19 protein-coding genes are annotated in these 21,414 nt (G+C 63.1%); 14 read left to right on the top strand and 5 right to left on the bottom strand.

The genetic code is table 11. The features are described from left to right. Window positions 1-15 precede the first annotated feature (15 nt). The 8 genes from rpsM (at window position 16) to HAD_RS16335 (ending at window position 7,678) form a co-directional block, all read left to right on the top strand. Window positions 16-384, top strand: a complete 369-nt coding sequence (gene rpsM, locus HAD_RS16370) for a 30S ribosomal protein S13 (protein WP_035573556.1) — start codon at window positions 16-18, stop codon at window positions 382-384. Between the two features lie 13 nt (window positions 385-397). Beyond that, window positions 398-787 (top strand): 30S ribosomal protein S11, encoded by a 390-nt coding sequence (gene rpsK, locus HAD_RS16365; RefSeq protein ID WP_035573554.1) that lies wholly within the window; start codon window positions 398-400, stop codon window positions 785-787. Window positions 788-854: 67 nt separating this feature from the next. Then, window positions 855-1,892 (top strand): DNA-directed RNA polymerase subunit alpha, encoded by a 1,038-nt coding sequence (locus HAD_RS16360; RefSeq protein ID WP_035573552.1) that lies wholly within the window; start codon window positions 855-857, stop codon window positions 1,890-1,892. Between the two features lie 49 nt (window positions 1,893-1,941). Beyond that, window positions 1,942-2,361 carry a 50S ribosomal protein L17 gene (gene rplQ, locus HAD_RS16355; protein ID WP_035573550.1) on the top strand — a complete coding sequence of 140 codons (420 nt, stop codon included), beginning with the start codon at window positions 1,942-1,944 and terminating at the stop codon, window positions 2,359-2,361. Window positions 2,362-2,725: 364 nt separating this feature from the next. Continuing rightward, window positions 2,726-3,937 (top strand): RtcB family protein, encoded by a 1,212-nt coding sequence (locus tag HAD_RS16350; RefSeq protein WP_051596398.1) that lies wholly within the window; start codon window positions 2,726-2,728, stop codon window positions 3,935-3,937. A gap of 283 nt (window positions 3,938-4,220) precedes the next feature. Next, complete coding sequence (locus HAD_RS16345) at window positions 4,221-5,282, top strand: hypothetical protein (protein WP_035573548.1); 1,062 nt, start codon at window positions 4,221-4,223, stop codon at window positions 5,280-5,282. A gap of 128 nt (window positions 5,283-5,410) precedes the next feature. Beyond that, entirely contained in the window at window positions 5,411-6,991 is a 1,581-nt protein-coding gene (locus HAD_RS16340; RefSeq protein WP_035573546.1) for an amino acid permease, read from the top strand. An 84-nt stretch (window positions 6,992-7,075) separates the two neighbouring features. Next, window positions 7,076-7,678: an HD domain-containing protein gene (locus tag HAD_RS16335; protein ID WP_035573544.1), complete on the top strand. Its 603-nt coding sequence runs from the start codon at window positions 7,076-7,078 to the stop codon at window positions 7,676-7,678. A gap of 17 nt (window positions 7,679-7,695) precedes the next feature. Here the strand turns inward: HAD_RS16335 and HAD_RS16330 are convergent, their stop codons facing one another. Next, complete coding sequence (locus tag HAD_RS16330) at window positions 7,696-8,880, bottom strand: FAD-binding domain (RefSeq protein WP_035573541.1); 1,185 nt, start codon at window positions 8,878-8,880, stop codon at window positions 7,696-7,698. Window positions 8,881-9,010: 130 nt separating this feature from the next. On the opposite strand from HAD_RS16330, the gene HAD_RS18755 reads away from it, so the two are divergent. Next, entirely contained in the window at window positions 9,011-9,631 is a 621-nt protein-coding gene (locus tag HAD_RS18755) for a TetR/AcrR family transcriptional regulator (protein WP_035573539.1), read from the top strand. A gap of 152 nt (window positions 9,632-9,783) precedes the next feature. On the opposite strand, the gene HAD_RS16320 is transcribed toward HAD_RS18755, so the two are convergent. Further along, the gene (locus HAD_RS16320) at window positions 9,784-10,167 is read right to left on the bottom strand and encodes a Kazal-type serine protease inhibitor family protein (RefSeq protein WP_035573537.1); all 384 of its coding nucleotides are present in this window, start codon (window positions 10,165-10,167) and stop codon (window positions 9,784-9,786) included. A 91-nt stretch (window positions 10,168-10,258) separates the two neighbouring features. After that, complete coding sequence (locus tag HAD_RS16315; protein WP_035573535.1) at window positions 10,259-11,182, bottom strand: SDR family NAD(P)-dependent oxidoreductase; 924 nt, start codon at window positions 11,180-11,182, stop codon at window positions 10,259-10,261. 139 nt (window positions 11,183-11,321) lie between these two features. Here HAD_RS16315 and HAD_RS16310 point away from each other — a divergent pair, with 139 nt between their 5' ends. Continuing rightward, window positions 11,322-11,690, top strand: a complete 369-nt coding sequence (locus HAD_RS16310) for a VOC family protein (RefSeq protein ID WP_035573533.1) — start codon at window positions 11,322-11,324, stop codon at window positions 11,688-11,690. Window positions 11,691-11,752: 62 nt separating this feature from the next. Here HAD_RS16310 and HAD_RS16305 read toward each other — a convergent pair whose 3' ends face one another. Further along, window positions 11,753-13,291 (bottom strand): S10 family peptidase, encoded by a 1,539-nt coding sequence (locus tag HAD_RS16305; RefSeq protein WP_035573531.1) that lies wholly within the window; start codon window positions 13,289-13,291, stop codon window positions 11,753-11,755. 270 nt (window positions 13,292-13,561) lie between these two features. On the opposite strand from HAD_RS16305, the gene HAD_RS16300 reads away from it, so the two are divergent. The 3 genes from HAD_RS16300 to HAD_RS16290 all read left to right on the top strand — a co-directional run bounded on the left by HAD_RS16300 (window position 13,562) and on the right by HAD_RS16290 (window position 17,677). Next, window positions 13,562-14,851, top strand: coding sequence for a NupC/NupG family nucleoside CNT transporter (locus HAD_RS16300; protein WP_035573780.1), 1,290 nt, complete (start codon window positions 13,562-13,564; stop codon window positions 14,849-14,851). A gap of 145 nt (window positions 14,852-14,996) precedes the next feature. After that, a complete protein-coding gene (locus tag HAD_RS16295; protein ID WP_241765396.1) occupies window positions 14,997-17,042 on the top strand; it encodes a TonB-dependent receptor in 2,046 nt (681 codons plus the stop codon). Window positions 17,043-17,062: 20 nt separating this feature from the next. Beyond that, on the top strand, window positions 17,063-17,677 hold the full coding sequence (locus tag HAD_RS16290; RefSeq protein ID WP_035573529.1) for a glutathione S-transferase family protein: 615 nt from the start codon (window positions 17,063-17,065) through the stop codon (window positions 17,675-17,677). On the opposite strand, the gene HAD_RS16285 is transcribed toward HAD_RS16290, so the two are convergent. After that, entirely contained in the window at window positions 17,674-18,672 is a 999-nt protein-coding gene (locus HAD_RS16285; RefSeq protein WP_035573527.1) for an MsnO8 family LLM class oxidoreductase, read from the bottom strand. The genes HAD_RS16290 and HAD_RS16285 overlap by 4 nt on opposite strands. A 53-nt stretch (window positions 18,673-18,725) precedes the next feature. On the opposite strand from HAD_RS16285, the gene HAD_RS16280 reads away from it, so the two are divergent. Continuing rightward, on the top strand, window positions 18,726-21,392 hold the full coding sequence (locus tag HAD_RS16280) for a M1 family metallopeptidase (RefSeq protein WP_035573525.1): 2,667 nt from the start codon (window positions 18,726-18,728) through the stop codon (window positions 21,390-21,392). The last annotated feature ends 22 nt before the right edge of the window (window positions 21,393-21,414 follow it).

Below are 21,414 nucleotides of genomic sequence, written 5' to 3'. Positions count from 1 at the left end.
TGAGGAGAACCGGCATTGGCCCGTATTGCAGGCGTAAATATCCCGACCAACAAGCGCGTCGTCATTGCGCTGCGGTACATCCACGGCATTGGTCCGTCCTTCGCACAGGAAATCTGCGATAAGGTGGGCGTTGACGCGTCCCGCCGCGTGAACGAACTGACCGACGCTGAGGTTATCAAGATCCGCGAAACGATCGACGCCGATTACATGGTCGAAGGTGACCTGCGCCGCGACACGTCGATGAACATCAAGCGTCTGATGGATCTTGGCTGCTACCGTGGCCTGCGCCATCGCCGCAAGCTGCCGGTTCGCGGTCAGCGGACGCACACCAACGCACGTACCCGCAAGGGTCCAGCCAAGCCGATCGCCGGCAAGAAGAAGTAAGGGGTAGTTCGTCATGGCTCGTGAGACGACCCGCGTCCGCCGCAAGGAACGCAAGAACATCACCTCGGGTGTTGTTCATGTGAACTCCAGCTTCAACAACACGATGGTCACCATCACCGATGCGCAGGGGAACACCATCTCCTGGTCTTCATCGGGCACGATGGGCTTCAAGGGATCGCGTAAGTCGACCCCGTATGCTGCCCAGATGGCCGCTGAAGATGCCGCCAAGAAGGCCATGGATCATGGCCTGCAAACCGTCGAGGTTCTCGTCCGTGGTCCGGGCTCGGGCCGTGAGAGCGCTCTGCGTGCCCTTCAGGCTGCCGGCCTGACGGTTACTGCGATCAGCGACACCACGCCGATCCCGCACAATGGGTGCCGCCCGCCGAAACGCCGCCGCGTCTAAACGGATAGAACCTTCCCGGTGGCGCGACTCTATCGCGCCGCCTTCCGCTTTTTGAGGATCGCCACACATGGCCGAGAACACCGCCGTCAACGACCGTAACTGGAAAGAACTGATCCGCCCGAACCGCCCGGTGGTTCAGGCCGGATACGACCCGAAGCGCAAGGCGAAGCTCGTCATTGAGCCGCTGGAACGTGGTTATGGCACGACGCTGGGCAACGCCCTGCGCCGCGTGCTGCTGTCCTCGCTGCAAGGTGCTGCCATCATTGGCGTCCAGATCGACAATGTCGTTCACGAATTCTCCGCCATTCCGGGCGTGCGTGAAGACGTGACCACGATCGTTCTGAACCTCAAGCAGGTCGCGATCTTCATGGAAAGCGAATCGTCCAAGCGCATGGTCCTCAAGGCGACCGGCCCGGGCGAAGTGAAGGCCGGTCAGATCGAGACCTCGGGCGACACCAAGATCCTCAATCCGGATCACGTCATCTGTACGCTCGATGACGGCGCCGAAGTGCGCATGGAATTCACCGTCGACACCGGCAAGGGCTATGTCCCGGCCGAAGCCCACCGTCCGGAAGATGCGCCGATCGGCTATATCCCGATTGATGCGATCTATTCGCCGGTCCGCCGCGTCGGCTACCAGGTGGAAGACACCCGTGAAGGTACGAAGCTGGACTACGACAAACTGACCCTCGACATCGAAACCGATGGGTCGGTCACGCCGGAAGATTCCGTCGCTTACGCCGCACGCATCCTGCAGGACCAGCTGCAGCTCTTCATCAACTTCGAAGAGCCGACGCTGGAAGCCGGCACCCAGACGGAAGAAACCGATCTCGGCTTCAACCCGGTTCTCCTCAAGAAGGTGGACGAGCTGGAACTGTCCGTGCGCTCGGCAAACTGCCTGAAGAACGACAACATCGTTTACATCGGTGACCTGATCCAGAAGTCGGAAGCGGAAATGCTTCGCACTCCGAACTTCGGCCGCAAGTCGCTGAACGAAATCAAGGAAGTCCTCGCTGGTCTTGGCCTGCACCTCGGCATGGAAGTGCCGGACTGGCCGCCGGAAGACATCGAAGGCCTCGCCAAGAAATACGACGACCACCTCTAGGACCCGAAACTCAGACGGGGGCCTGACCACCTCCTGAAGGATAACGACAATGCGCCATCGCCTCGGATACAGAACTCTGAACAAAACGACTTCCCACCGGAAGGCGATGTTCGCCAACATGGCCGCAAGCCTGATCGAACACGAACAGATCGTGACGACGGTGCCGAAAGCCAAGGAAATGGCTCCGCTGATGGACAAGCTGGTGACCCTGGCCAAGAAGGGTGACCTCGCTGCCCGCCGTCAGGCCCTCTCCAAGGTCCGCAACGAAGATGCTGTCCGCAAGCTGTTCGACGTCTTCGGCGAGCGCTACAAGGACCGCAATGGCGGCTATACCCGCGTGCTGAAAGCCGGCTACCGCCATGGCGACAATGCACCGGTTGCTGTCCTGGAACTCGTCGACCGTGACGAGTCTGCCAAAGGCGCCGCCGACAAGGCTCGCCACGAGGCAGAACTCGAAGCCGGCGAATAATCCGCGCAAAAAATTTTCCGCAAGGAAATCAAAGAGCCCCGGAGTTTTCCTCCGGGGCTTTTTGTTTTTTGCGGTTGACGCATTTGCCTGCTTCCATCATACGGCGCCTCCATTCAGCAACGGAGAGGCCCGATGAACGATCGGTTCCCAAGTCAGACACGGAAGAATGCCGCCCTGGCGCAGGGCTGCGATCGATTCCGCATGGAGGTTGCTGGATAAGGGCTGATGGTCAGCCCGATGACCTGAATGGTCAGATACCGCCCTCCGCGCGTTCCGCCCGGAGGGTTTTCTTTTCTCTCTCACCCAAAGGGATTCGCGCGGAGGGCTTCTCAGGAGGGGTCTGCCTAGAGCAGGCTGTGAAACGATGAGTGAGTTTGAAGTGTTCGAAACCTTTGCCGGTGGCCGCATCAAGGCTTGGGTGAAAGGCGTGACGGTGGAAAACGCCGCGCGTGAGCAGCTTGAGAATGTCGCCGGGCTGCCGTTCGTGCACTCGCACCTTGCCGTTATGCCAGACGTGCATTTCGGGCGCGGCGCAACGGTTGGTTCGGTGATCCCGACCAAAGGCGCGATCATTCCCGCCGCTGTCGGTGTCGACATCGGATGCGGTATGATGGCGGTGCGGACCAGCCTGACCGCGAATGACCTGCCAGACAGTCTCTCGGCTGTACGCAGCGAGATCGAGCGGAAGGTGCCGGTTGGCAACGGACCGGGTGGAAACCACAAGGACACCCCGGCGCGGGCCGCTTCGGCGCTCCGCCGGTCGGGGCTCGACACGCGTCTCGAGGTGATCCTCGCGAAACACAAGCGCGTCAAGCGCGCGAAGTTCGCGACACAGCTGGGAACGCTTGGCGGCGGGAACCACTTCATCGAGCTTTGCCTCGATGAAGCGGACCGTGTGTGGGTGATGCTGCATTCCGGATCCCGCGGCACGGGGAACATCCTCGGCACCTACTTCATCCAGGAAGCCCGCGAGGCCCTGGAGAAGCGGGTGCTCGGCTATCACGTCCCGGACAAGGACCTCGCCTTCTTCGTGGAAGGGGAAGACCTGTTCGATGACTACACGATGGCCGTGGGTTGGGCGCAGGACTATGCGCGCCTTAACCGCGAGGTGATGATGGACCGCGTGCTGCTTGCCTTGCGCGATTTCTTCCCTGGCTTCTCGCTGGAGAAGGAAGCGGTGAACTGCCACCACAATTATGTGGAGCGGGAACACCACTTCGGCGCAAATGTCTGGGTGACCCGCAAAGGCGCTGTGCGCGCCGGTGCAGGCGACCTCGGCATCATTCCCGGCTCGATGGGGGCGAAGTCCTTCATCGTGCGCGGGAAGGGCAATGCAGACTCTTTCTGTTCGTGTTCGCACGGGGCAGGGCGAGCTATGAGCCGGTCGGAAGCCAAGCGGACCTTCACTGTGGAGGACCACCTCATGGCGACGGAAGGCGTGGAATGCCGGAAAGACTCCGGCGTCATCGACGAAACGCCGATGGCCTACAAGAACATCGACGCCGTCATGGCCGCGCAGACCGACCTTGTGGAGATTGTCCACACACTGAAACAGGTCGTTTGCGTCAAAGGCTGATCGAATTAATTTCGATGTGTCCTTGACACGCAACGGTGGCTCACCTTATACGCCACCCTCCTCTTGACCAGCCGTCCGGATACAGACGGCTGGTCAAACCAATCAACGGAACAAACAGATGAAGCACGGTTGTACAACAACAAACCTGCTCCTCAGTCGATGGGGAGCGCTGTCAGCGTCCCCCGCGCGTTTGCCGGTGGGCGTCTGACCTCACAATTTTTCTGACTTCGATCGGTCCGGACCCGGCCTTCCGGCATGCGGACGATATGGAAGGAGGTGGATCATGGGCAATCCCATGACCCGGCGCCACGTGCGGCCGCATGGCCGTGCCGGTGCCATGACGCCACTGTTGCAGTTCCTCGCTGGGCCCCATGCCGAAGCGCTGGCCATTGCCTGGCCGGCGCCGCATGTGAAGTTTCTGGCCCTGCCATCGGCGCGCCGTCATGCGGCGGCCATCCTGCTGGCGCGTGATCTCGACCTTGAAGAGATCGCCCATATCGCCGGGTACGGGCAGGATGGGGATGTTGCAAAACACCTCATGCACGGCCAGGCCACCGGCGGTCTGATGAAGGTGCTTTCCCGGTTGGGCGAGACCCTCTGGGAGGCGGCGGATTATGACTTGTTCCTGTCGCTGTTTTCGGATGAGAATACGGCGCAGGTATTGCGGCATACGGATGAAATCCGTCCGGCGCAGCTGCGCCTGATCCGCGCCTTGCCTGTCCTGCTCCGGCGGCCGAAAATCCTTCGGCACATTCCGGACAGCAAAGGCGCCGTGGAGGATCTTGCCGCAGCCTTCGGTCTGGCCGTGCGTATGCGCGGACAGACACAGGCCGCATCCGTCGCCCGCCGGTGGGAGCGGGCCGCATCGTCTGAACGTCTGTTCGACATGGCTGCGGACGATCTGCAGCCGGCCCGCTTCGGCAACATGCTGTCCCCGCCGGACCTGCCGCCAGCCTTCTTCCGGGTGACGGACAGGAAAATGCTGGGGCAGGTTGCGCGGGAGTTCCGCAACTGCCTGCGGGACTTCACCGGCGACATCGCTGCCGGGCGCATGGCGGTTTACGTTCTGCACGATGGCGTTGAGCGCGCCGTCCTTGCCCTGCGCCAGGATCCGGTGGGCTGGCGGCTCGCGGAGGCGAAAGGCAAAGGCAATATGGACCTGCGCGAAGAAACGCTCCGGTTCATTGTCGATGCTGTGGAACGGGCAGGTGGGCGGACAGGCGAGTCCAGCTGGACGCTCGCGCGCCGTCTGCACGAGCATTTCTGCAGCCGCTGTGGACCGGCCTATGTTCCGGACCGGAACACCTGGGAGGACCAGCTGATGCTGGGCGCTCTCTGGGACTGATCGGGAGACTGATCCGGGCACCTGGTGGGAGACGCCTCTCCGGAAACGGAGGGGCGTCGTCTCACGGAAGTCTCTTGTGCAGTCCGGAATTACGGATAGGCTCAGCGCCGCCTATCGGAGCATTCCCCATGATATTCGATCGTATCAAGCCGCTCGACGCCATCCTTGCGACAGCGGAGAAGAAGTCCCTACACAGATCCCTTGGTGCCTTCCAGCTGACCATGCTGGGCGTCGGCGCCGTGATTGGCACAGGCATCTTCGTCCTGACCGCTGCGGCCGCCCAGAAGGCCGGGCCGGGCATGATGTTCTCTTTCGTCATTGCAGGTTTCGTCTGCGCGGTGGCAGCGCTTTGCTATTCAGAGCTCGCCTCCATGGTGCCGGTCTCGGGCTCTGCCTACACTTATACCTATGCCGTGATGGGGGAGTTGCTGGCCTGGATGGTCGGCTGGGCGCTAATTCTCGAATACGCGGTCGCGGCCTCGGCGGTGTGTGTCGGCTGGTCCGGTTACGTGATGGGCCTCGTTGAGAACTTAACAGGGTTCACCTTGCCCGGGGCGCTCAGTAGCGGCCCGGCCTGGGGCTTTGCAGGCGGCATTCCGAGCGTCGATTTCAGTCATGGGGTGGTGAACCTGCCTGCCATCATCGTGGCGGCCGTCGTCACCTGGCTGCTGGTTATCGGTACCAGCGAAAGCGCGTCGGTGAACGCAGTGCTGGTGGCCATCAAGGTCACGGCCCTGACGGCTTTCATCGTGCTCAGCTTCCCGATCCTGAAAGGGGAGAACTTCTCGCCGCTCATGCCGACCGGATTGCTGGGACATGACGGGCTCGGCGTCGTTGGGGCCGCGGCGACCATCTTCTTTGCCTATGTCGGCTTCGATGCCGTTTCGACAGCCGCCGAAGAGACCAAGAACCCTCAGCGCAATGTGCCGATCGGCCTGCTCGGCTCGCTGGCCATCTGTACGGTTTTCTACTTCCTTGTGGCGGCAGGCGTGGTCGGAACCGTCGGGGCCCAGCCTGTGCGCGATGCTGCTGGCGCGGTGCTGCCGCCGGACGGGGCCGGTTTTGCCGCCCGCTGCGCCGAACTAGCCGCGCTCGGTCAGGCGCCGATCGTCTGTTCGGACGAGGCGCTGGCAGAGACGCTCCGCATCATCGGCTTCCCCGTGATCGGCAACCTTGTCGGTCTCGCGGCCTCCATCGCATTGCCGTCTGTGATCCTGATGATGATCTACGGCCAGACGCGGATCTTCTTCGTCATGGCCCGCGACGGCCTGCTGCCGGAGAGGCTCGCGGATGTGCACCCCAAATTCAAGACACCGTGGAAAATGACCATTTTTACCGGCATCTGCGTTGCCATCGCAGCGGCCTTCTTCCCGGTTGGCCAGCTGGCGGACATTTCGAACTCCGGCACCCTGTTTGCCTTCTTCATGGTCGCCATTGCGGTGATGATGCTGCGCCGGACGGATCCGGACCGGTTCCGCCCGTTCCGCACGCCACTGGTCTGGGTGATCGCGCCGATTGCAGCCCTGGGGTGCCTCGGCCTCTACCTGAACCTGCCCTTCGTGGCGCAGATGGTTCTGCCGGTCTGGGGCGCCATCGGGCTGCTGATCTACGTCTTCTACAGCCGCAAGCGCAGCCATGTCGGCCTGGGCCTGATCGAGGTGCATGAAGAAGATTCGGACGTCCCGCCGACGGCCATGCCGCCAATCTGACGGCACAGGGACTGGAAAGGGATTGGAACTGGCCCGCGGCGGGGGTATCCTGCGGCCAGAGAATAAGAAACCGGAGGAAACGACATGGCGGACGGACACGGCGCGGCCCCAAGCGCGAAATTCACGCAAATGCTGGATGGCACCCAGGAAGACTGGGATATCATCGCGAAGAACGCGCGGGCGTTCAACAAAGGCCTCGCGAAACGGGTGCTGGATCATCTGCGCCTGCTGGACGGGGATTTCGGCGGCTATCCCATCGACCGGCTGGAGCATTCCCTGCAGACAGCGACGCGCGCGCATCGCGACGGGCGGGACGAGGAATATGTCGTCTGCGCGCTGCTGCACGATATCGGTGACACGCTGGGCAGCATGAACCACCCGGACGTGGCCGCCGCGATCCTGAAGCCGTTCGTGTCGGAAGAGAACCTCTGGATGGTCGCCAATCACGGCGCCTTCCAGGGCTATTACTTCTTCGAGTATCTCGGCCTCGACAAGAACATGCGCGACCAGTTCAAGGACAGCCCGCACTACCAGCGCTGTGCCGAGTTCTGCCACAAATACGACCAGGCCGCCTTTGACCCGGACTATGAAAGCGAACCGCTGGAATTCTTCGAACCGATGGTGGAACGCGTCTTCTCCAAGCCGAAGAACTCCATGTACCTGAAGGCAATGAAGACCGCTGAATAGTCCGCAGGCGGCCGGCCCTAAATACCGTAGTCCGGAAGATGGAAATCGTCCTTCACAGTGTCGCCGATCAGCAGGTCGGCCAAAGGTGGGATGACCATGAGATGCGTGGCCATGTTGCGCAGCCAGATTCCGAACTCGGTCTTCGGGGCGATTGAGGACGCGAATGCGCGGGCACTTTTCTGCTTCTCTTCAATGAAGGGACGCAGGCGTTTCTCGTAGGCGTCAAAAGCGGCCGGTATGTCGCCGCCGCTCGCGGCGAGTTCGCCGGCCAGCACATAGGCCTCGGTCATGGCGAGGCCAGTGCCTTCTCCGGCGAGCAATGACGGACAGGCGGCCGCATCGCCGATCAGGACGGTCCGGCCCTTGCTCCATTGCGGAACATCGGCCTGGCTCACCCGGTCCAGATAGATCTCTGCCGTATCGTCCATGGCATCCAGCATTTCCCGGGCTTCCCACCCCATGTCTTCGAAGATGTCCCACAGAGCGGCTTTCTTCGTACCGAGATCATGCGGTAGCGGCGCTTTCAGACGCTCATTCTCGAAGATGAAGAGTACCAGCGTGCGGTTGTCGCGCATGGCAAAGCGGGAGGCGCTGAGGCCGGGTTTGGTGTAGCTGACATAAACGTCCTTGTCCTGGTGGGGATAGTCCCGGCACTCGAACGCGGCGACATGGAAGCCAACGGGCTTTTCAAAACCGGCCTGATCGCCCCAGACAAGGTGGCGGACATTCGAATGCAGGCCGTCTGCGCCAACGGCCATGTCGAACTCACGCGTCCCGCCATGCTTCAGGCTGACGGATACGCCATCGCCATGATCGTCGATGGCGACAATGGTTTCGCCAAAGAGGGTTTCGATCTTGTCCTTCACGGAATTGAAGATCACTTCGGCCAGCTCACCCCGTGGCAGGCTGGTGTAGCGATCATGGGTGAGACGCCGGAACACGTCCACATTGAAGCCCGCGGCCCGGGCACCGCTTTCCTTGACCAGCCGGAGTTCCTGCACGTCGTAGCCGTGGGTCAGGATCTCCGGAAGCAGGCCCATTCTCTCTGCCACATCGTAGCCGACCCCCCAGAAATCGATGACATAACCGCCCGCCCGGAACTCCGGCGATTCCTCGATCAGGGTGGGTTCGTGACCGGTACGCAGCAGCCAATAGGCGAGGCATGGCCCGGCAACGCCGGCGCCGCTGATAGCGATTTTCATGGGAGGACTCCGTGACAGGCAATTTCAGTTTTCAATACTCAGGCGCTGGCGGGCCTGGGGTCCGTCAGGGTTGTGGACCACGTGGTCCACACATCTGGTACGTAGTCCTGGTGCAGGCTAGGGTCAAGTTATGAGCCGTTCACGATTCGAGAAACTCAACCCCGACAAGCAACACCGCCTCATCGAGAGCGCGGCGGAGGAATTTGCTGCGAAGGGCTATGAAGCGGCGTCGCTGAACCGCATCCTGGAGCAGGCGGGCATGAGCAAAAGCTCGCTGTATTACTATTTTGACGACAAGGCGGATCTGTTCACGACGCTTGTGGACCGGTCGCTCGGTTTGCTGTTCCGGGAGATTGGCGGTTTCGACGCGAGCACGCTGACGGAAGATAATTTCTGGAGCGAGATGGAGGCGCTGGCGCAGCGGTTCACAGCCCTTGGCAACTCCAACGCCTGGTATGTGAAGATGGGCCGCATGTTCTATCGTTTGCGTTCAGACCCGGCGCACAGTGCGCCGACGGAACGGTCGTTTGTCGCGGCGCGGCGCTGGATCACGGACATTCTCCGCAAGGGGCAGGCATTGGGGGCGGTCCGGACCGACCTGCCGGAAACGCTGTTGGTCGACGCTGCCATGGGCCTGGGGGAGGCGTTGGACTTGTGGGTGCTGAACCACTGGGACGAGATTCCAGACGATGCACGCCTGCGCATGGCAAATGATCAGGTGGGTTTGTTCCGGCGCCTGCTCGCGCCCTGAGCTGCTGAGGCGGCTTGCGCTCTGTTGGGGGAAGCCGGCCGATATCATCCGTATCCGGGTGGAAGTGTTGAACGGTTGGCACCTGAAAAAATGGCCCGTATCCAAGGGGGTGTGGGCCATTCTTTATGCATGAATAGGGGGTCTGCTGACGGTCAGCTTTCCTTCACCTTGCACTCACCGGGGTAGGCGACGCTGACGCCTTCGGCATAAGCTTCGCAGCGATTGCCATAGGTCTCGCCGTCGCATCCGCACACCGGGCGGTATTCCTTGGTGCAGATCGGGCCGGTTTTCCTGCAGGTGCCGGCGGCGTCCGCGATCGCGTGGCAGGCGCCGTCTTCATAGATACAGGTCAGGCCGTCATCGCATTGGAGCGCCGCGATGCCGCCGCACATGGCGCCTTCACCGGCTGTCGGCAGATCATTGGGGGCGGCGACTTGATCCGCTGGAACGGCCCGGTCCGGAACGACGCCGGGTTCGAGAAACCAGGCGCAACCGGCCAGAAACAAAGAAGAAAACAAAAGAATGGCGAGGCGCATGAGAGTCTCCTTTCGGGAGAACAACCTGCGCCTCGCCATCATTTTTGGCAAGTTTGAAGCGGGGCCCTGGGCCCGCGTTTCAATGCTTGGCTCAGCCTTGGCCTTTGCCCTCAGCGACGAGCGAGAACATGTTCGCGCCGTGCTGGCCGCCGGAGGTGAAGGCCGGCAGTGTCTTGCTGGTGTCGGTGATCTCGTCCCACTTGGCCGCAACGGCTTCGGCGGTCAGCTCGTCGCCCTGGCCGACATAGGCGCCGCGGGTTTCGACGATGCGGGCCATCGAGAAGGCACCGGCACCGGCCGACAGGATCATGCCGGTCGGAGCGTCGTCTTTCACAAGGTTCATCACGCCCGGCGTGACATATTCCGGCTTCAGCTGTTCCAGCGCTTCCGGCGGCATCAGGCCTTCGGTCATGCGGGTTGCGGCGACCGGGCAGACCGCGTTGACCTTGATGTCGTTCTTGGCGCCTTCGATTTTCAGCGTGTTCATCATGCCGACGACGCCGAGCTTGCCGCCGCCATAATTGGCCTGGCCAAAGTTGCCATACAGGCCGGTGGAGGAGGTGGTCACGACGATACGGCCGTAATTCTGTTCCTTCATGATGTTCCAGGCAGCGTGGACCGGAAGGAACGTGCCGCGCAGGTGGACGGCGAGCACCAGGTCGATGTCCTGGATTGTCATCTTCGAGAACGACTTGTCGCGCAGGATGCCGGCATTGGCGATCAGGATGTCGATGCGGCCCCATTTTTCCATGGTGTCGTCGATCATTTTCTTCACGCCGGCCTCGTCCGCCACGGACGATCCGTTGGCCATGGCTTCGCCGCCCATGGCTTCGATTTCCTTGACCACGGCTTCAGCGGCTTCGGAGCTGCCGCCGGAGCCATCCATCGACGCGCCGAGGTCGTTGATCACGACTTTTGCGCCGCGGCGGGCGAGTTCGAGGGCGTGGCAGCGGCCAAGACCGCCACCGGCACCCGTAACAATGGCAACGCGACCGTCAAAACGGATGTCAGACATGGGCTTTCTCCTGAAAAGTTTGGAGGTTTCACACCAGACGCTCACGTGAACGTCAAGCACATCCCTTGCGTCAGGCATTGCCTGCGTTGTCGCACCGTGTATCAGTTCCATTCTGGAATGCACCAGAGGAGGAAACAACATGCTCGCTTATGTCACGCTCGGCTCCAATGATACCGACAAGGCCTGCGCCTTTTACGACGCGGTTCTGGGGGAAATGGGGGCCAAACAGGTCTTCAATAATGGCCGCCTTTACTTCTACGGCACGGGGCCTGGCGCACCCATGCTGGCAGTTGGCGGCCCGTACGACGAGAAGGCGGCCACTTGCGGCAATGGCGTCATGCCGGCCATCGCCGCACCGGACAATGCGACGGTCGACAAGGTCTACAACAAGGCCATCGAACTCGGCGCGCAAGATGAAGGCGCCCCCGGCCAGCGCATGCCGACCTTCTACGGCGCCTATTTCCGCGACCCCGACGGCAACAAGATCTGCATCTGCAAGCTCGGCTAGGGCGTCACTGCTCTGAAAGGCTTTGGCCCCCGGCATTGTGCCGGGGGCCTTTTTGTTTCTGCCTAGTCGGGCCGCTGGTCTTCCAGCTTCCCGGCATAGAAGCTGCGGATGTCGGCGGCGAGGGCCTTCAGGGCACCGTCGTTCAGGTACATCATGTGCCCGCCCTGATAGTAGGTCATGGCCACCTGGTCCTGCGGGATGCCGTAGCGGGCGAAGGTGATCTCTGCGTCGAAGAAGGGGCAGATCAGATCAAAATAGCCGCTGGCGACCATCACTTTCAGTGCCGTGTTGTGGCGCATGGCCGTCGTCAGCTGGCGCCCGGCATTCACATAGTGCGGTTCCCAGTACTCGCCTTCCGGCGCGTCGCGGAAATCCCATTGTTCGCCGGCGTCCGGGCTGGAGACCATGTAGGGCCGGTCCATTTCCACGCCGAGATCGGCGGCGAGATACTGGTTCATCAGCGCCGAATAGGCTGAGCTGACCGCATAGCTGGAGACATCGTCCTCCGGGCCTTCGGCGGCATCGTCTGCCTCGTCCCCCAGATAGCGCCCGTCGAGCCGCCCGAGCGCCACGCCCTTGTCGCGCAGCAACTCCTTCTGGAAGCGGTGCATCAGGATACGGAGGTTCGACGTCTCGATATATTCCGGATCGAGCCCGGTGAAATAGGCGAGCCTGTCGCGGATATAGGTACGTTCTTCCGGGCTCAGCCGCTCGCCCTTCCACAGGGCCGGGCCGTATTCGTCGCGCGCGAAGGCCCGGGCCTCGGCCAGGAATTCCGCCTGCGGAACGCCTTGCCCGGCGCGGCCATGATACTGCGCCGCCGCTGCCATCGAGGGCAGGTAGGTGACATAGGAGTAGACATTGTCATGGGCAGAGGTGGAGCCCTCATAATCCAGTGCCTGCGAGATCAGCACGATGCCGTTGAGGGCAATGTCCACATCGCCCACCGTCAGCTCATTGGCGAGATAGGCGGCACGCGTTGTGCCGAAGCTTTCGCCGATCAGGTATTTCGGCGCGTTCCAGCGTTTGTGCTTGGTGATCCAGATGCGCATGACTTCGGCAATGGATGACTTGTCGCCCGCTTCGTTCCAATAGTCCTTGTCTTCGCCTTCGCCGATGGCCTGGCTGAATCCGGTGCCGACCGGATCGATGAAGACAAGGTCTGTCTGGTCGAGGATGGAGAGCGGATTGTCCACCATCCGGTAGGGCGCGGCGCCATCGTCTTCGTCGGCATCGCTGGCCACCACGACCCGTTTAGGGCCGAGCAGGCCCATGTGCAGCCAGACGGAGGCCGAGCCCGGCCCGCCATTGAACACGAAGGTCACCGGCCGGTCCGACCCGGCATCTTCCTTGATGTAGGAGATCGTGAACAGGCTGGCGGCCGGTTTGCCATCTTCATTCGTGATCTGCGTGTCGCCTGCCTCGACCGTGTAGGTCATCTTCTGGCGGCCGAACGTGCCGGTGTGGCGGCTTTCGAACATGACCGGATCGGGCACGGGGCGGGTTTCGGTCTCTTTCGGCGGGTCACCGGCGTTGGTGTCGGCAAAGGCGGGGGCAGTCATGGCCATGACGGCGGCCATGAAAAGGGCGCGCAATTTCATCGGGGTCGGGTCTCCTTGACGTCCGGCGGGTCACCTCTCAGGAGATCGCGCCAGAGGTCTGATAATTAAGGCGAAAACCTATCCCTCGGGCCGCGCCTCGTCAAACCGCAGATTTACGTCCGGTGCAATCGGTCTGCAACCTGCCCTGCCGCTTGCCAGGCAGCATGGAACGCACCTGCCGAACAGATCAGTGCTTCCCCTGCGGCGGCCACCCGTTTAATCCATAAGGCTGTATCTTCGGGGAAGGGAGACTGGGCCGGGATGAACATCATGGGATTTGAATGGGGCTGGGACAACGCCCGCGCGTTGCTCGGCATCGCCATGATCTATGGCCTCTGCTGGGCCTGGTCTGAAAAACGCAAACTGTTCCCGTGGAAAGTCGTCATCGGCGCCACGGTGATGCAGTTTGTCTTCGCCCTGATCCTGTTCGGCATTCCCTTCATCCGCTCCATCCTGTTCCGCGCCAATGACGTGGTCGATGGCCTGCAGGCCGCGACGCGCGCCGGCACGGGCTTTGTGTTCGGCTATGTCGGGGACAATGTCGCCGGGGCCGAACTGATGGACGGCACACCCCCGCCGCTCTTCTTCTTCCAGATCCTGCCCATCGTCATCGTCGTCGCCGCCCTGTCGGCCATGCTCTGGCACTGGGGCATCCTGAAATGGATCACCAACGGCTTCGCCTTCATCTTCCGGCGGGGCATGGGCCTTGGCGGGGCGACGTCGCTGGCCGTCTCCGCCAACGTCTTCATGGGCATGACCGAGGCGCCGGTGCTGATCCGGCCTTACATCAAGGGCATGACCCGGTCGGAACTGCTGATCATGATGACGGCGGGCTTCGCGACCATCGCGGGCTCTGTCCTCGTCGTGTACGGCTCGTTCCTTGAAGGCAAGATGGCGAACCCGCTGGCGCAGTTGCTAACGGCTTCCATCATGGCCGCGCCTGCGGCTGTCGCCGTTGCCCTCACCATGATTCCGGAAACGACCCCCGCGACCGAGCGGATGAAAGAGCCGGACTTCAACTACGCCTCCACCATGGACGCCTTCTCGCGCGGCGCGACCGATGGCCTGCAGATCGTGTTCAACATCGCGACCATGCTGATCGCGGCGCTGGCGCTGCTCTGGCTGGTCAATGCCGGGCTCGGCGCGCTTCCGGACGTTGCCGGTGCGCCGCTGTCGATTGAGCGTGTGCTCGGCTGGATCTTCGCCCCGCTGATGTACATGGTCGGCGTGCCGATGGAAGAGGCGGCCAAGTCGGGCTCCCTGATGGGTGTGAAGACGGTGCTGACTGAATTCGTGGCCTTCCTGCAGCTGGCCGAAGTGCCGCCGGACGCAATGGACCCGCGCACCCGCATGATCACCGCGCACGCGGTCTGCGGCTTTGCGAATTTCGGCTCCATGGGCATCCTGATCGGCGGGCTTTCCATCATCGAGCCGAGCCGCCGGGATGACTTCCTGTCGCTCTCCTGGCGTACGCTGGTGGCCGGCACGTTTGCGACCTGCCTGTCGGCGGCGGTCGTCGGCGCGTTGCCGTATCAGCTGTTTGCGGGCGCGAACGGCTAACCTGCTGACAAAAGCCTGACACGCAGGCGTGACCGGCTGCCCCTTGCGTGCCGCTGCGGTACGTACGACACACAAGGCTTCCGCTTGGGAGGAAGCGTTTATGCAGAGTGATAACGGCCGTAAAATTCACGGCGGCGCGAGCTGTTTGCCCCATACTTCCGCGCTTTCCAGCGCGGTAGGTATCGCATTCCTGTTTGGTGCCTTGTCGGCGCAGGCACAACAGGCGGATGAAGCGCCGGTGACGCGCGATGTGCTTTCGCCGATTGAAGTGTGGGGTGACCGGAATGCGAATGATCCGGGAAGCTACTCCGCACTCGATGCCGCCGAAATCGACGCCACCGCCGCCGACCACCCCGCCGAAATCCTGAACCAGCTGCCCGGCGTGAACGTGCAGATGAATTCCGGGCAGGAACATCTGATCGCCATCCGCTCGCCGGTGCTGACCGGCGGGGCCGGGCAGGGCAGCTTCCTGATCCTCGAGAATGGTGTCCCCACCCGCTCCCCTGCCTTCGGCAACGTCAATTCCCTGATCGAGCCGCACCACGAGGTCGCCGACGCCATCGAAGTCGTGCGCGGGCCGGGCAGTGCGAAATATGGCTCCAACGCCGTGCACGGACTGATCAACGTCATCCTGCCGGAACCGGGCGAGGGCAGCGAAGTGCGCGCCTCCTATGGCACGCTTGGCCGCTGGCGCACCGACATGAAGCTGGACGAGGGCCAGCACTGGCTGGTGAACCTCTCCCTGCAGAAAGACAATGGCTGGCGCGACAACACAGACGTCAACCAGCAGAAGCTCTCCGTGGTCGGCAAGTTCAATCCGGGCCTGTGGGACGCGACCGTCTGGCTGTCGGGCCAGAACCTCGAGCAGGAAACGGGCGGCTATATCGTCGGCGCCGATGCCTACAAGGATGAGGACATCGCAAAGTCGAATCCGAATCCCGAAGCCTGGCGCAATGCCTGGTCCGCCCGGCTTGGCGCCCGCCTCGAACGGCCCCTGTTCGATGGCGCGCTGGTGGTGATGCCCTACGCCCATTCGCAGGCGATGATCTTCGCGCAGCATTTCCTGCCGAATGGCGGTGTGGAGAAGAACGGCCACACAGGTGGCGGCGTGATGGTACGCTACGAGCAGCCCGTCTCGCAGCAGCTCACCTGGCGCGTCGGCACAGACCTCGACGCCGCGAGCGGCTACCTCCGCGAAATCCAGCCGGACCCGTTCGGCTTCTTCCCCGGAGATTCGCGCTTCCCGCAAGGCGTCCACTATGACTATGACGTCGACACAACCGTCGCGGCGCTGTGGACCGAACTGGAATGGGCGCTGTCGGACGATGTCCGCATTCTGGCGGGCCTGCGCGGCGAGAGCCATGATTATGACTACTCAACCAAGGCGCCCGCCGGTATCAATGGCCGCTTCAACGTGCCGGCCGACCGGTCGGACTCCTATGAATTCGTGACGCCGAAGCTTGGCGCGGTCTGGTCGGTCTCCGACACGGTCGATCTCTATGCCAACTACGCCCGCGGGGCCCGTGCCCCGCAGGTGTCGGACCTTTACCGCCTGCAGAGCCTGCAGGTCGTGGGGCAGGTCGATACTGAAACGCTGGACAGTGTCGAACTCGGCGCGCGCGGCGCAGCCCTCGACGGGCGGCTCGTCTTCGATGTCGCCGCCTACTGGATGGACAAGGAGAATTACTTCTTCCGCGACTCCGACGGCCTGAACGTGACCGACGGCTCGACAGAGCACAAGGGCGTGGAAGTCTCCGCCGCCTATGACCTCACCGATACGCTGTCCCTGTCAGGCAATGTGTCCTGGTCGGACCAGACCTACACCTTTGACCGGATCGTGGCGTCTGCCTCCAGCAGCATCCTCGATGGCAACGAGATCGACACCGCGCCGGAATGGCTCGCCAATGCGCGGCTGAACTGGCAGGCGACCGATCGCCTCGCCCTGTCGCTGAATGTCGAACATGTCGGCGAATACTTCACCGACCCCGGCAACCAGAACACCTATCCCGGCCATACCGTGCTCGGCGCCCGCGCGGCCTGGGCCTGGACCGACACGCATACGGTCTGGATCAATATTCGCAATCTGACGGACGAGCGCCATGCTGACCGGGCCGATGTGTCCTTCGGCAACCAGCGCTACTTCCCCGGCGAGCCGGTCAATGCCACCGTCGGCATCAGCCGCACATTCTAGAACATAATCGGAGGAAACCCATGAAGCTCTATCACAGCCCCCAGGCGCCAAACCCGGATCGTGTCGTCTACTTCCTGCGTGCCAAGGGCAAGCTTGATGCGGTCGACCTTGAAGAAGTCTCGATCATGAAGCAGGAGCATAAGACGCCGGAATACCGTGAAGTCTCGCCCTTCGCGCAAGTGCCTGCGCTGGTGCTGGACGATGGCACCAAGATTACCGAGAGCCGCGCCATCTGCACCTATTTCGAAGGCATCTTCCCGGAGCCGAACCTGATGGGCGCCGACCCGAAAGAGAAAGCCCTGATCGAGATGTGGGACCGGCGCGTGGAGATGATGTTCTTCGTCCAGTTCGCCACCTGGTTCCGCAACGCGCATCCGATGATGGCGCCGCTGGAAGTGCCGCAAAGCGCAGAGGCCGCCGCCAAGGGCGAGAAGGCCGCAAAGAAAATGGCGGAACGGTTCGACGCCCATCTCGCCGACAATGAGTTCCTGGCGGCCGGGCGCTTCTCCATCGCGGACATCACGCTTTTCATCGCCTGCGGCTTCTGCCGCGTGATGAAGTATGAGCCGCACAAGGAGCACGCCAATCTCGGCCGCTGGTATGAGGCCATGAAGGCGCGCGGCTTCGCGGGCTAGGCCATCGCTTCGGCGATCAGCTGGTAGGAGCGGATACGGTCTTCGTTCCGCTCGGCCAATGTGAGGATGAACAGCTCGTCGGCGCCATGTTCGCCCGCAAAGGCGGACAGGCGCGAGGCGACATCGTCTGCTGCGCCGATCACGCCGCGTCCCTCCGCTGCGGCGAGCGCTTCGGGAGAGGCGGCGGCGATCACGGCATCGGCCTCCGTAGACGGAACGAAGGCGCGGAAGTCCCCCGTACTGCGGGCCAGGTTCCAGGCGATGGCGGGTTTGGACAGGCGGCGGGCCTCGGCCTCTGACTCCGCGGCGAGGGCAACGAGGCCAACGGCGGCATAGGGCTCTGCGGCGAAGGGCGAAGGCTCGAATGCCTTGCGGTAGGTCTCAAGGGCAGCGCCCGCCCCGCCCGGCGCCAGGAAATCCGCAAAGGCGAGCTTCAGGCCCATCGCCCCGGCAAAGGCCGCCGAGTCCGGCGAGGAGGACAGCATCCACAAATCCGGCCGGGCGCCGCGCGGGCCGACATGGATGCCCGTCGCCCGGTGGTTCTCCGGCAAGGGTGCCTCACCGCTCGCATCCAGCATCCAGTCCATCAGCATGCGCAGCATGGTCGGGAAGGCCTGCGCGCCGGGGCCGAGCAGGGCGGCGGAGGTGCGCGGGTCCGCCCCGGTCGCCCGGCCGACGCCCAGTTCGATCCGGCCCGGCGCCAGCGCTTCGAGCGCGCAGAATTGCTCGGCCACTTTCAGCGGCGAATAATTCGGCAGCATCACCCCGCCGGAACCGAGCTTCAGATGCTGCGTGCGCTGCGTCAGCGCGGCGATCAGGACTTCCGGCGCGGCGCCCGCGAAACTGCGTGCATTGTGATGTTCCTGCACCCAGAAGGACCGCCAGCCCCGCCCGTCCAGTGCCCCGGCCAGGGCAAGCGTGTTCTCAAAAGCATCCGCGGCGGTCTGGCCCTCGAACAATGGAGATGGATCGAGTATCGAGAGGACGGGTTTCATGGCTCTCCTGATGCGCTAAGCAGGAGGGTGAAACAAGACAAGGAAGCGATTTCATGCGGTATCTGGCGGCGTCCCTTCTCCTTCTTCTGGCGGCCTGTGTGCAGCCATCGGCCTTCGGTCCGCAGGTCCGCGCCGTGCCGATGGATGATCTGAGGGCCGCGGCGCCGTCCGGCCGGCTTTCCGGCGTGGCCCAGCCGGTGGCCTACCGGGTGGAGATGACCGTCGACCCGCGGGAGGCGGCCTTCGCCGGGCATGTCGGGATTGACGTGAACCTGCAGACATCCGCGCCGGGGATCTGGATGCACGGGGCAGATCTCGACGTGTCCTCGGTCACGGTGACGGCAGGCGGCGAGACCCGGCCAGCCAGCTGGACAGAAGTGGACCCGACCGGCGTGGTCTGGGTAGGTTTTCCGAACCGAGTTCATGCGGGCGGCATCACGCTGACCATCGACTATACCGCTGCCTTCGACGCGAACCTCGCCGGGCTGTTCCGGGTGGAGGAAAAGGGCGAAGCCTATGCGCTGGCCAAGTCCGAAAGCATCCAGGCCCGCCGTTTCCTGCCAAGCTTTGACGAGCCGGGCTTCAAGGCCCCGTTCGATTTCACGCTGATTGTACCGGAAGACATGCTGGCTATCGGCAACACGCCGGTCGCATCGCGCGTCCCGGACAAGCCGGGCTTTGACCGGGTGACTTTCCTGCGCACCCGGCCGCTGTCGACCTATCTCCTGTCGGTCGCCGTGGGTAATTTCGAGAAAGTTCCCGCCGGGACGATCCCGGTGAATGCGCTGCGCGACTGGCCTGTGCCGCTGACGGGCTATGCCCGCGCAGGCAAGGGTGAGGAGCTGGACGCAATCCTCTCCATCACGCCCGCCATCGTGGAGTTCTTCGAAGAGGCGCTGGAACAGCCCTATCCTTATGAAAAGCTGGACATCATCGCCGCGCCGCAATGGCCGTCGGGGGCGACCGAACTCGCTGCCGCGATCACCTACCGGGAAAGCCGCATTCTCGCGAATGAGACGTCCGGCGCCCTGTTCCTGCGGTCCATGAAAGGTGTCCACGCGCACGAGCTGTCGCATATGTGGTTCGGCGATCTCGTCACCCCGCCCTGGTGGGACGATCTCTGGCTGAAGGAAGGCATTGCCAGCTGGGCCGAGCCGGCCGTGCTCAGCGTGCTGGAACCGGATGGCGGGTACGACATTCAGGCCGTCGCCGATGCGGTTGCCGCCATGCGGCTCGACAGCCTGTCCAGCGCCCGCGCCGTGGCCCAGCCGATCACGGAGAATGCCGACATCCGCAACGCCTATGATGCGATCACCTACAACAAGGGACAGGCCGTTCTGGGCATGGTGGATGCGTGGTTCGGGCCGGACCAGTTCCGTCCGGCGCTGGGCAAGTATATCGCCGAATATGCCGACGGGGCCGCTGACAGCGAGGAGTTCTTCCGCGCCATCGGCCGGACAACGGGCAATCCGGATATCGGCCAGTCGCTGAAGACGTTCGTCACCCAGAATGGCGTCCCGCTGCTGGAGACAGACCTTCAGTGCACAAGCATTGGCGCCAAGGTCGTTCTTGAACAGAGCCGCTATCGCCCGCTGGGCTCCGATGCGGACCCAAATCGCCACTGGATCGTTCCGGTCTGCGTGTCCTGGCGCGAGGGAGACGCGTCCGGACGGTCCTGCACGCTCCTGAAGGCGCGCCGTCAGGTCATGCCGCTGGAGGGGGCGACATGCCCGGACGCCTACCACCCGAATGCCAACGGCACCGGCTATTACCGGTTCAATCTTGCGGGCGACGGCTGGAACAAGCTGATCGCCGTCCTGCCCGGTCTGTCGGCAGCCGAAGCGCTGACCGCCATCGACAGCGCCGAGGCGGACTTCGATGCCGGAGAGATGGATGCGGCCACGCTGCGCCGGGTGCTCGCCGCCGGGGCGCAGCATGACGATGCCGCCGTCGCCGCCGCCGTGCTGGGCATCTATGCAGACCTGATGGAGCAGCTGGACGATGCGCCCGGCCTGCGCGCCGACGCTGAGGCGGCTTCCGCCCGCCTGCGCGCGCAAATGACGGATCAGGGGGGCGATCCGGAACTGGAAGCCAGCCTGGCGGAGTTCGATGCCACGATCCTGAAGCAGGAAGCGGCCCGGACCGACCTCGCCGCGAAAATGGACACATGGCTTACCGACCCGGAGGCGGACGGGAACCTGTCCAGCGACCTCTATGCGTCGGGGCTCCTCGTCCTGCTGGATCAGGGCGGGCAGGCGGCGTATGATCGTGTGCTGACGGCCTATGACGAGATCGACAACCCGGCCTTCGGCCAGTCTGTCGCCAGGGCGCTGGGCAGTGTGACGGATCCGGATCAGGCCGCCCGCACGCGGGGCCTGATCGCCTCTGCCGCACTCGGCCCGCGTGAAACCTACACCATGGCCCTGTTGCAGATGAAAACGCCGGAAACGCGCGAGGCGATGTGGGCGTATCTCGAAGACAATTTCCCGGCCTTCCTGAAAGCCATTCCGGCCCAGTGGAAACGCCGCACGCCGCGGCTGGCATCCTATTTCTGCGACAGCGAAGGCCTCGATGCGCTGAACGCCCTGTTCGAAGAATATGGCGACCTCGCCGAAGGGCACGCGCGCGAACTGTCGCTGGCGCGGGAGCAGATCCATCTCTGCATGGCCCGGAAAGCCGCGACGGAGGCGGACCTTGAAGCCGCCTTCGCCGCGCCCTAGCCGGGAAACGCTCTTTAAGCGT

It is taken from the genome of Hyphomonas adhaerens MHS-3 (assembly GCF_000685235.1).
Taxonomy (GTDB): domain Bacteria; phylum Pseudomonadota; class Alphaproteobacteria; order Caulobacterales; family Hyphomonadaceae; genus Hyphomonas; species Hyphomonas adhaerens.
This window is presented reverse-complemented; position numbering and strand designations above follow the sequence as displayed.

Bases quoted from the DNA above. Each gene is read 5' to 3' on its own strand.
- rpsK (WP_035573554.1), top strand. From the start codon at position 398: ATGGCTCGTGAGACGACCCGCGTCCGCCGCAAGGAACGCAAGAACATC.
- HAD_RS16360 (WP_035573552.1), top strand. From the start codon at position 855: ATGGCCGAGAACACCGCCGTCAACGACCGTAACTGGAAAGAACTGATC.
- rplQ (WP_035573550.1), top strand. From the start codon at position 1,942: ATGCGCCATCGCCTCGGATACAGAACTCTGAACAAAACGACTTCCCAC.
- HAD_RS16350 (WP_051596398.1), top strand. From the start codon at position 2,726: ATGAGTGAGTTTGAAGTGTTCGAAACCTTTGCCGGTGGCCGCATCAAG.
- HAD_RS16345 (WP_035573548.1), top strand. From the start codon at position 4,221: ATGGGCAATCCCATGACCCGGCGCCACGTGCGGCCGCATGGCCGTGCC.
- HAD_RS16340 (WP_035573546.1), top strand. From the start codon at position 5,411: ATGATATTCGATCGTATCAAGCCGCTCGACGCCATCCTTGCGACAGCG.
- HAD_RS16335 (WP_035573544.1), top strand. From the start codon at position 7,076: ATGGCGGACGGACACGGCGCGGCCCCAAGCGCGAAATTCACGCAAATG.
- HAD_RS16330 (WP_035573541.1), bottom strand. From the start codon at position 8,880: ATGAAAATCGCTATCAGCGGCGCCGGCGTTGCCGGGCCATGCCTCGCC.
- HAD_RS18755 (WP_035573539.1), top strand. From the start codon at position 9,011: ATGAGCCGTTCACGATTCGAGAAACTCAACCCCGACAAGCAACACCGC.
- HAD_RS16320 (WP_035573537.1), bottom strand. From the start codon at position 10,167: ATGCGCCTCGCCATTCTTTTGTTTTCTTCTTTGTTTCTGGCCGGTTGC.
- HAD_RS16315 (WP_035573535.1), bottom strand. From the start codon at position 11,182: ATGTCTGACATCCGTTTTGACGGTCGCGTTGCCATTGTTACGGGTGCC.
- HAD_RS16310 (WP_035573533.1), top strand. From the start codon at position 11,322: ATGCTCGCTTATGTCACGCTCGGCTCCAATGATACCGACAAGGCCTGC.
- HAD_RS16305 (WP_035573531.1), bottom strand. From the start codon at position 13,291: ATGAAATTGCGCGCCCTTTTCATGGCCGCCGTCATGGCCATGACTGCC.
- HAD_RS16300 (WP_035573780.1), top strand. From the start codon at position 13,562: ATGGGATTTGAATGGGGCTGGGACAACGCCCGCGCGTTGCTCGGCATC.
- HAD_RS16290 (WP_035573529.1), top strand. From the start codon at position 17,063: ATGAAGCTCTATCACAGCCCCCAGGCGCCAAACCCGGATCGTGTCGTC.
- HAD_RS16285 (WP_035573527.1), bottom strand. From the start codon at position 18,672: ATGAAACCCGTCCTCTCGATACTCGATCCATCTCCATTGTTCGAGGGC.
- HAD_RS16280 (WP_035573525.1), top strand. From the start codon at position 18,726: ATGCGGTATCTGGCGGCGTCCCTTCTCCTTCTTCTGGCGGCCTGTGTG.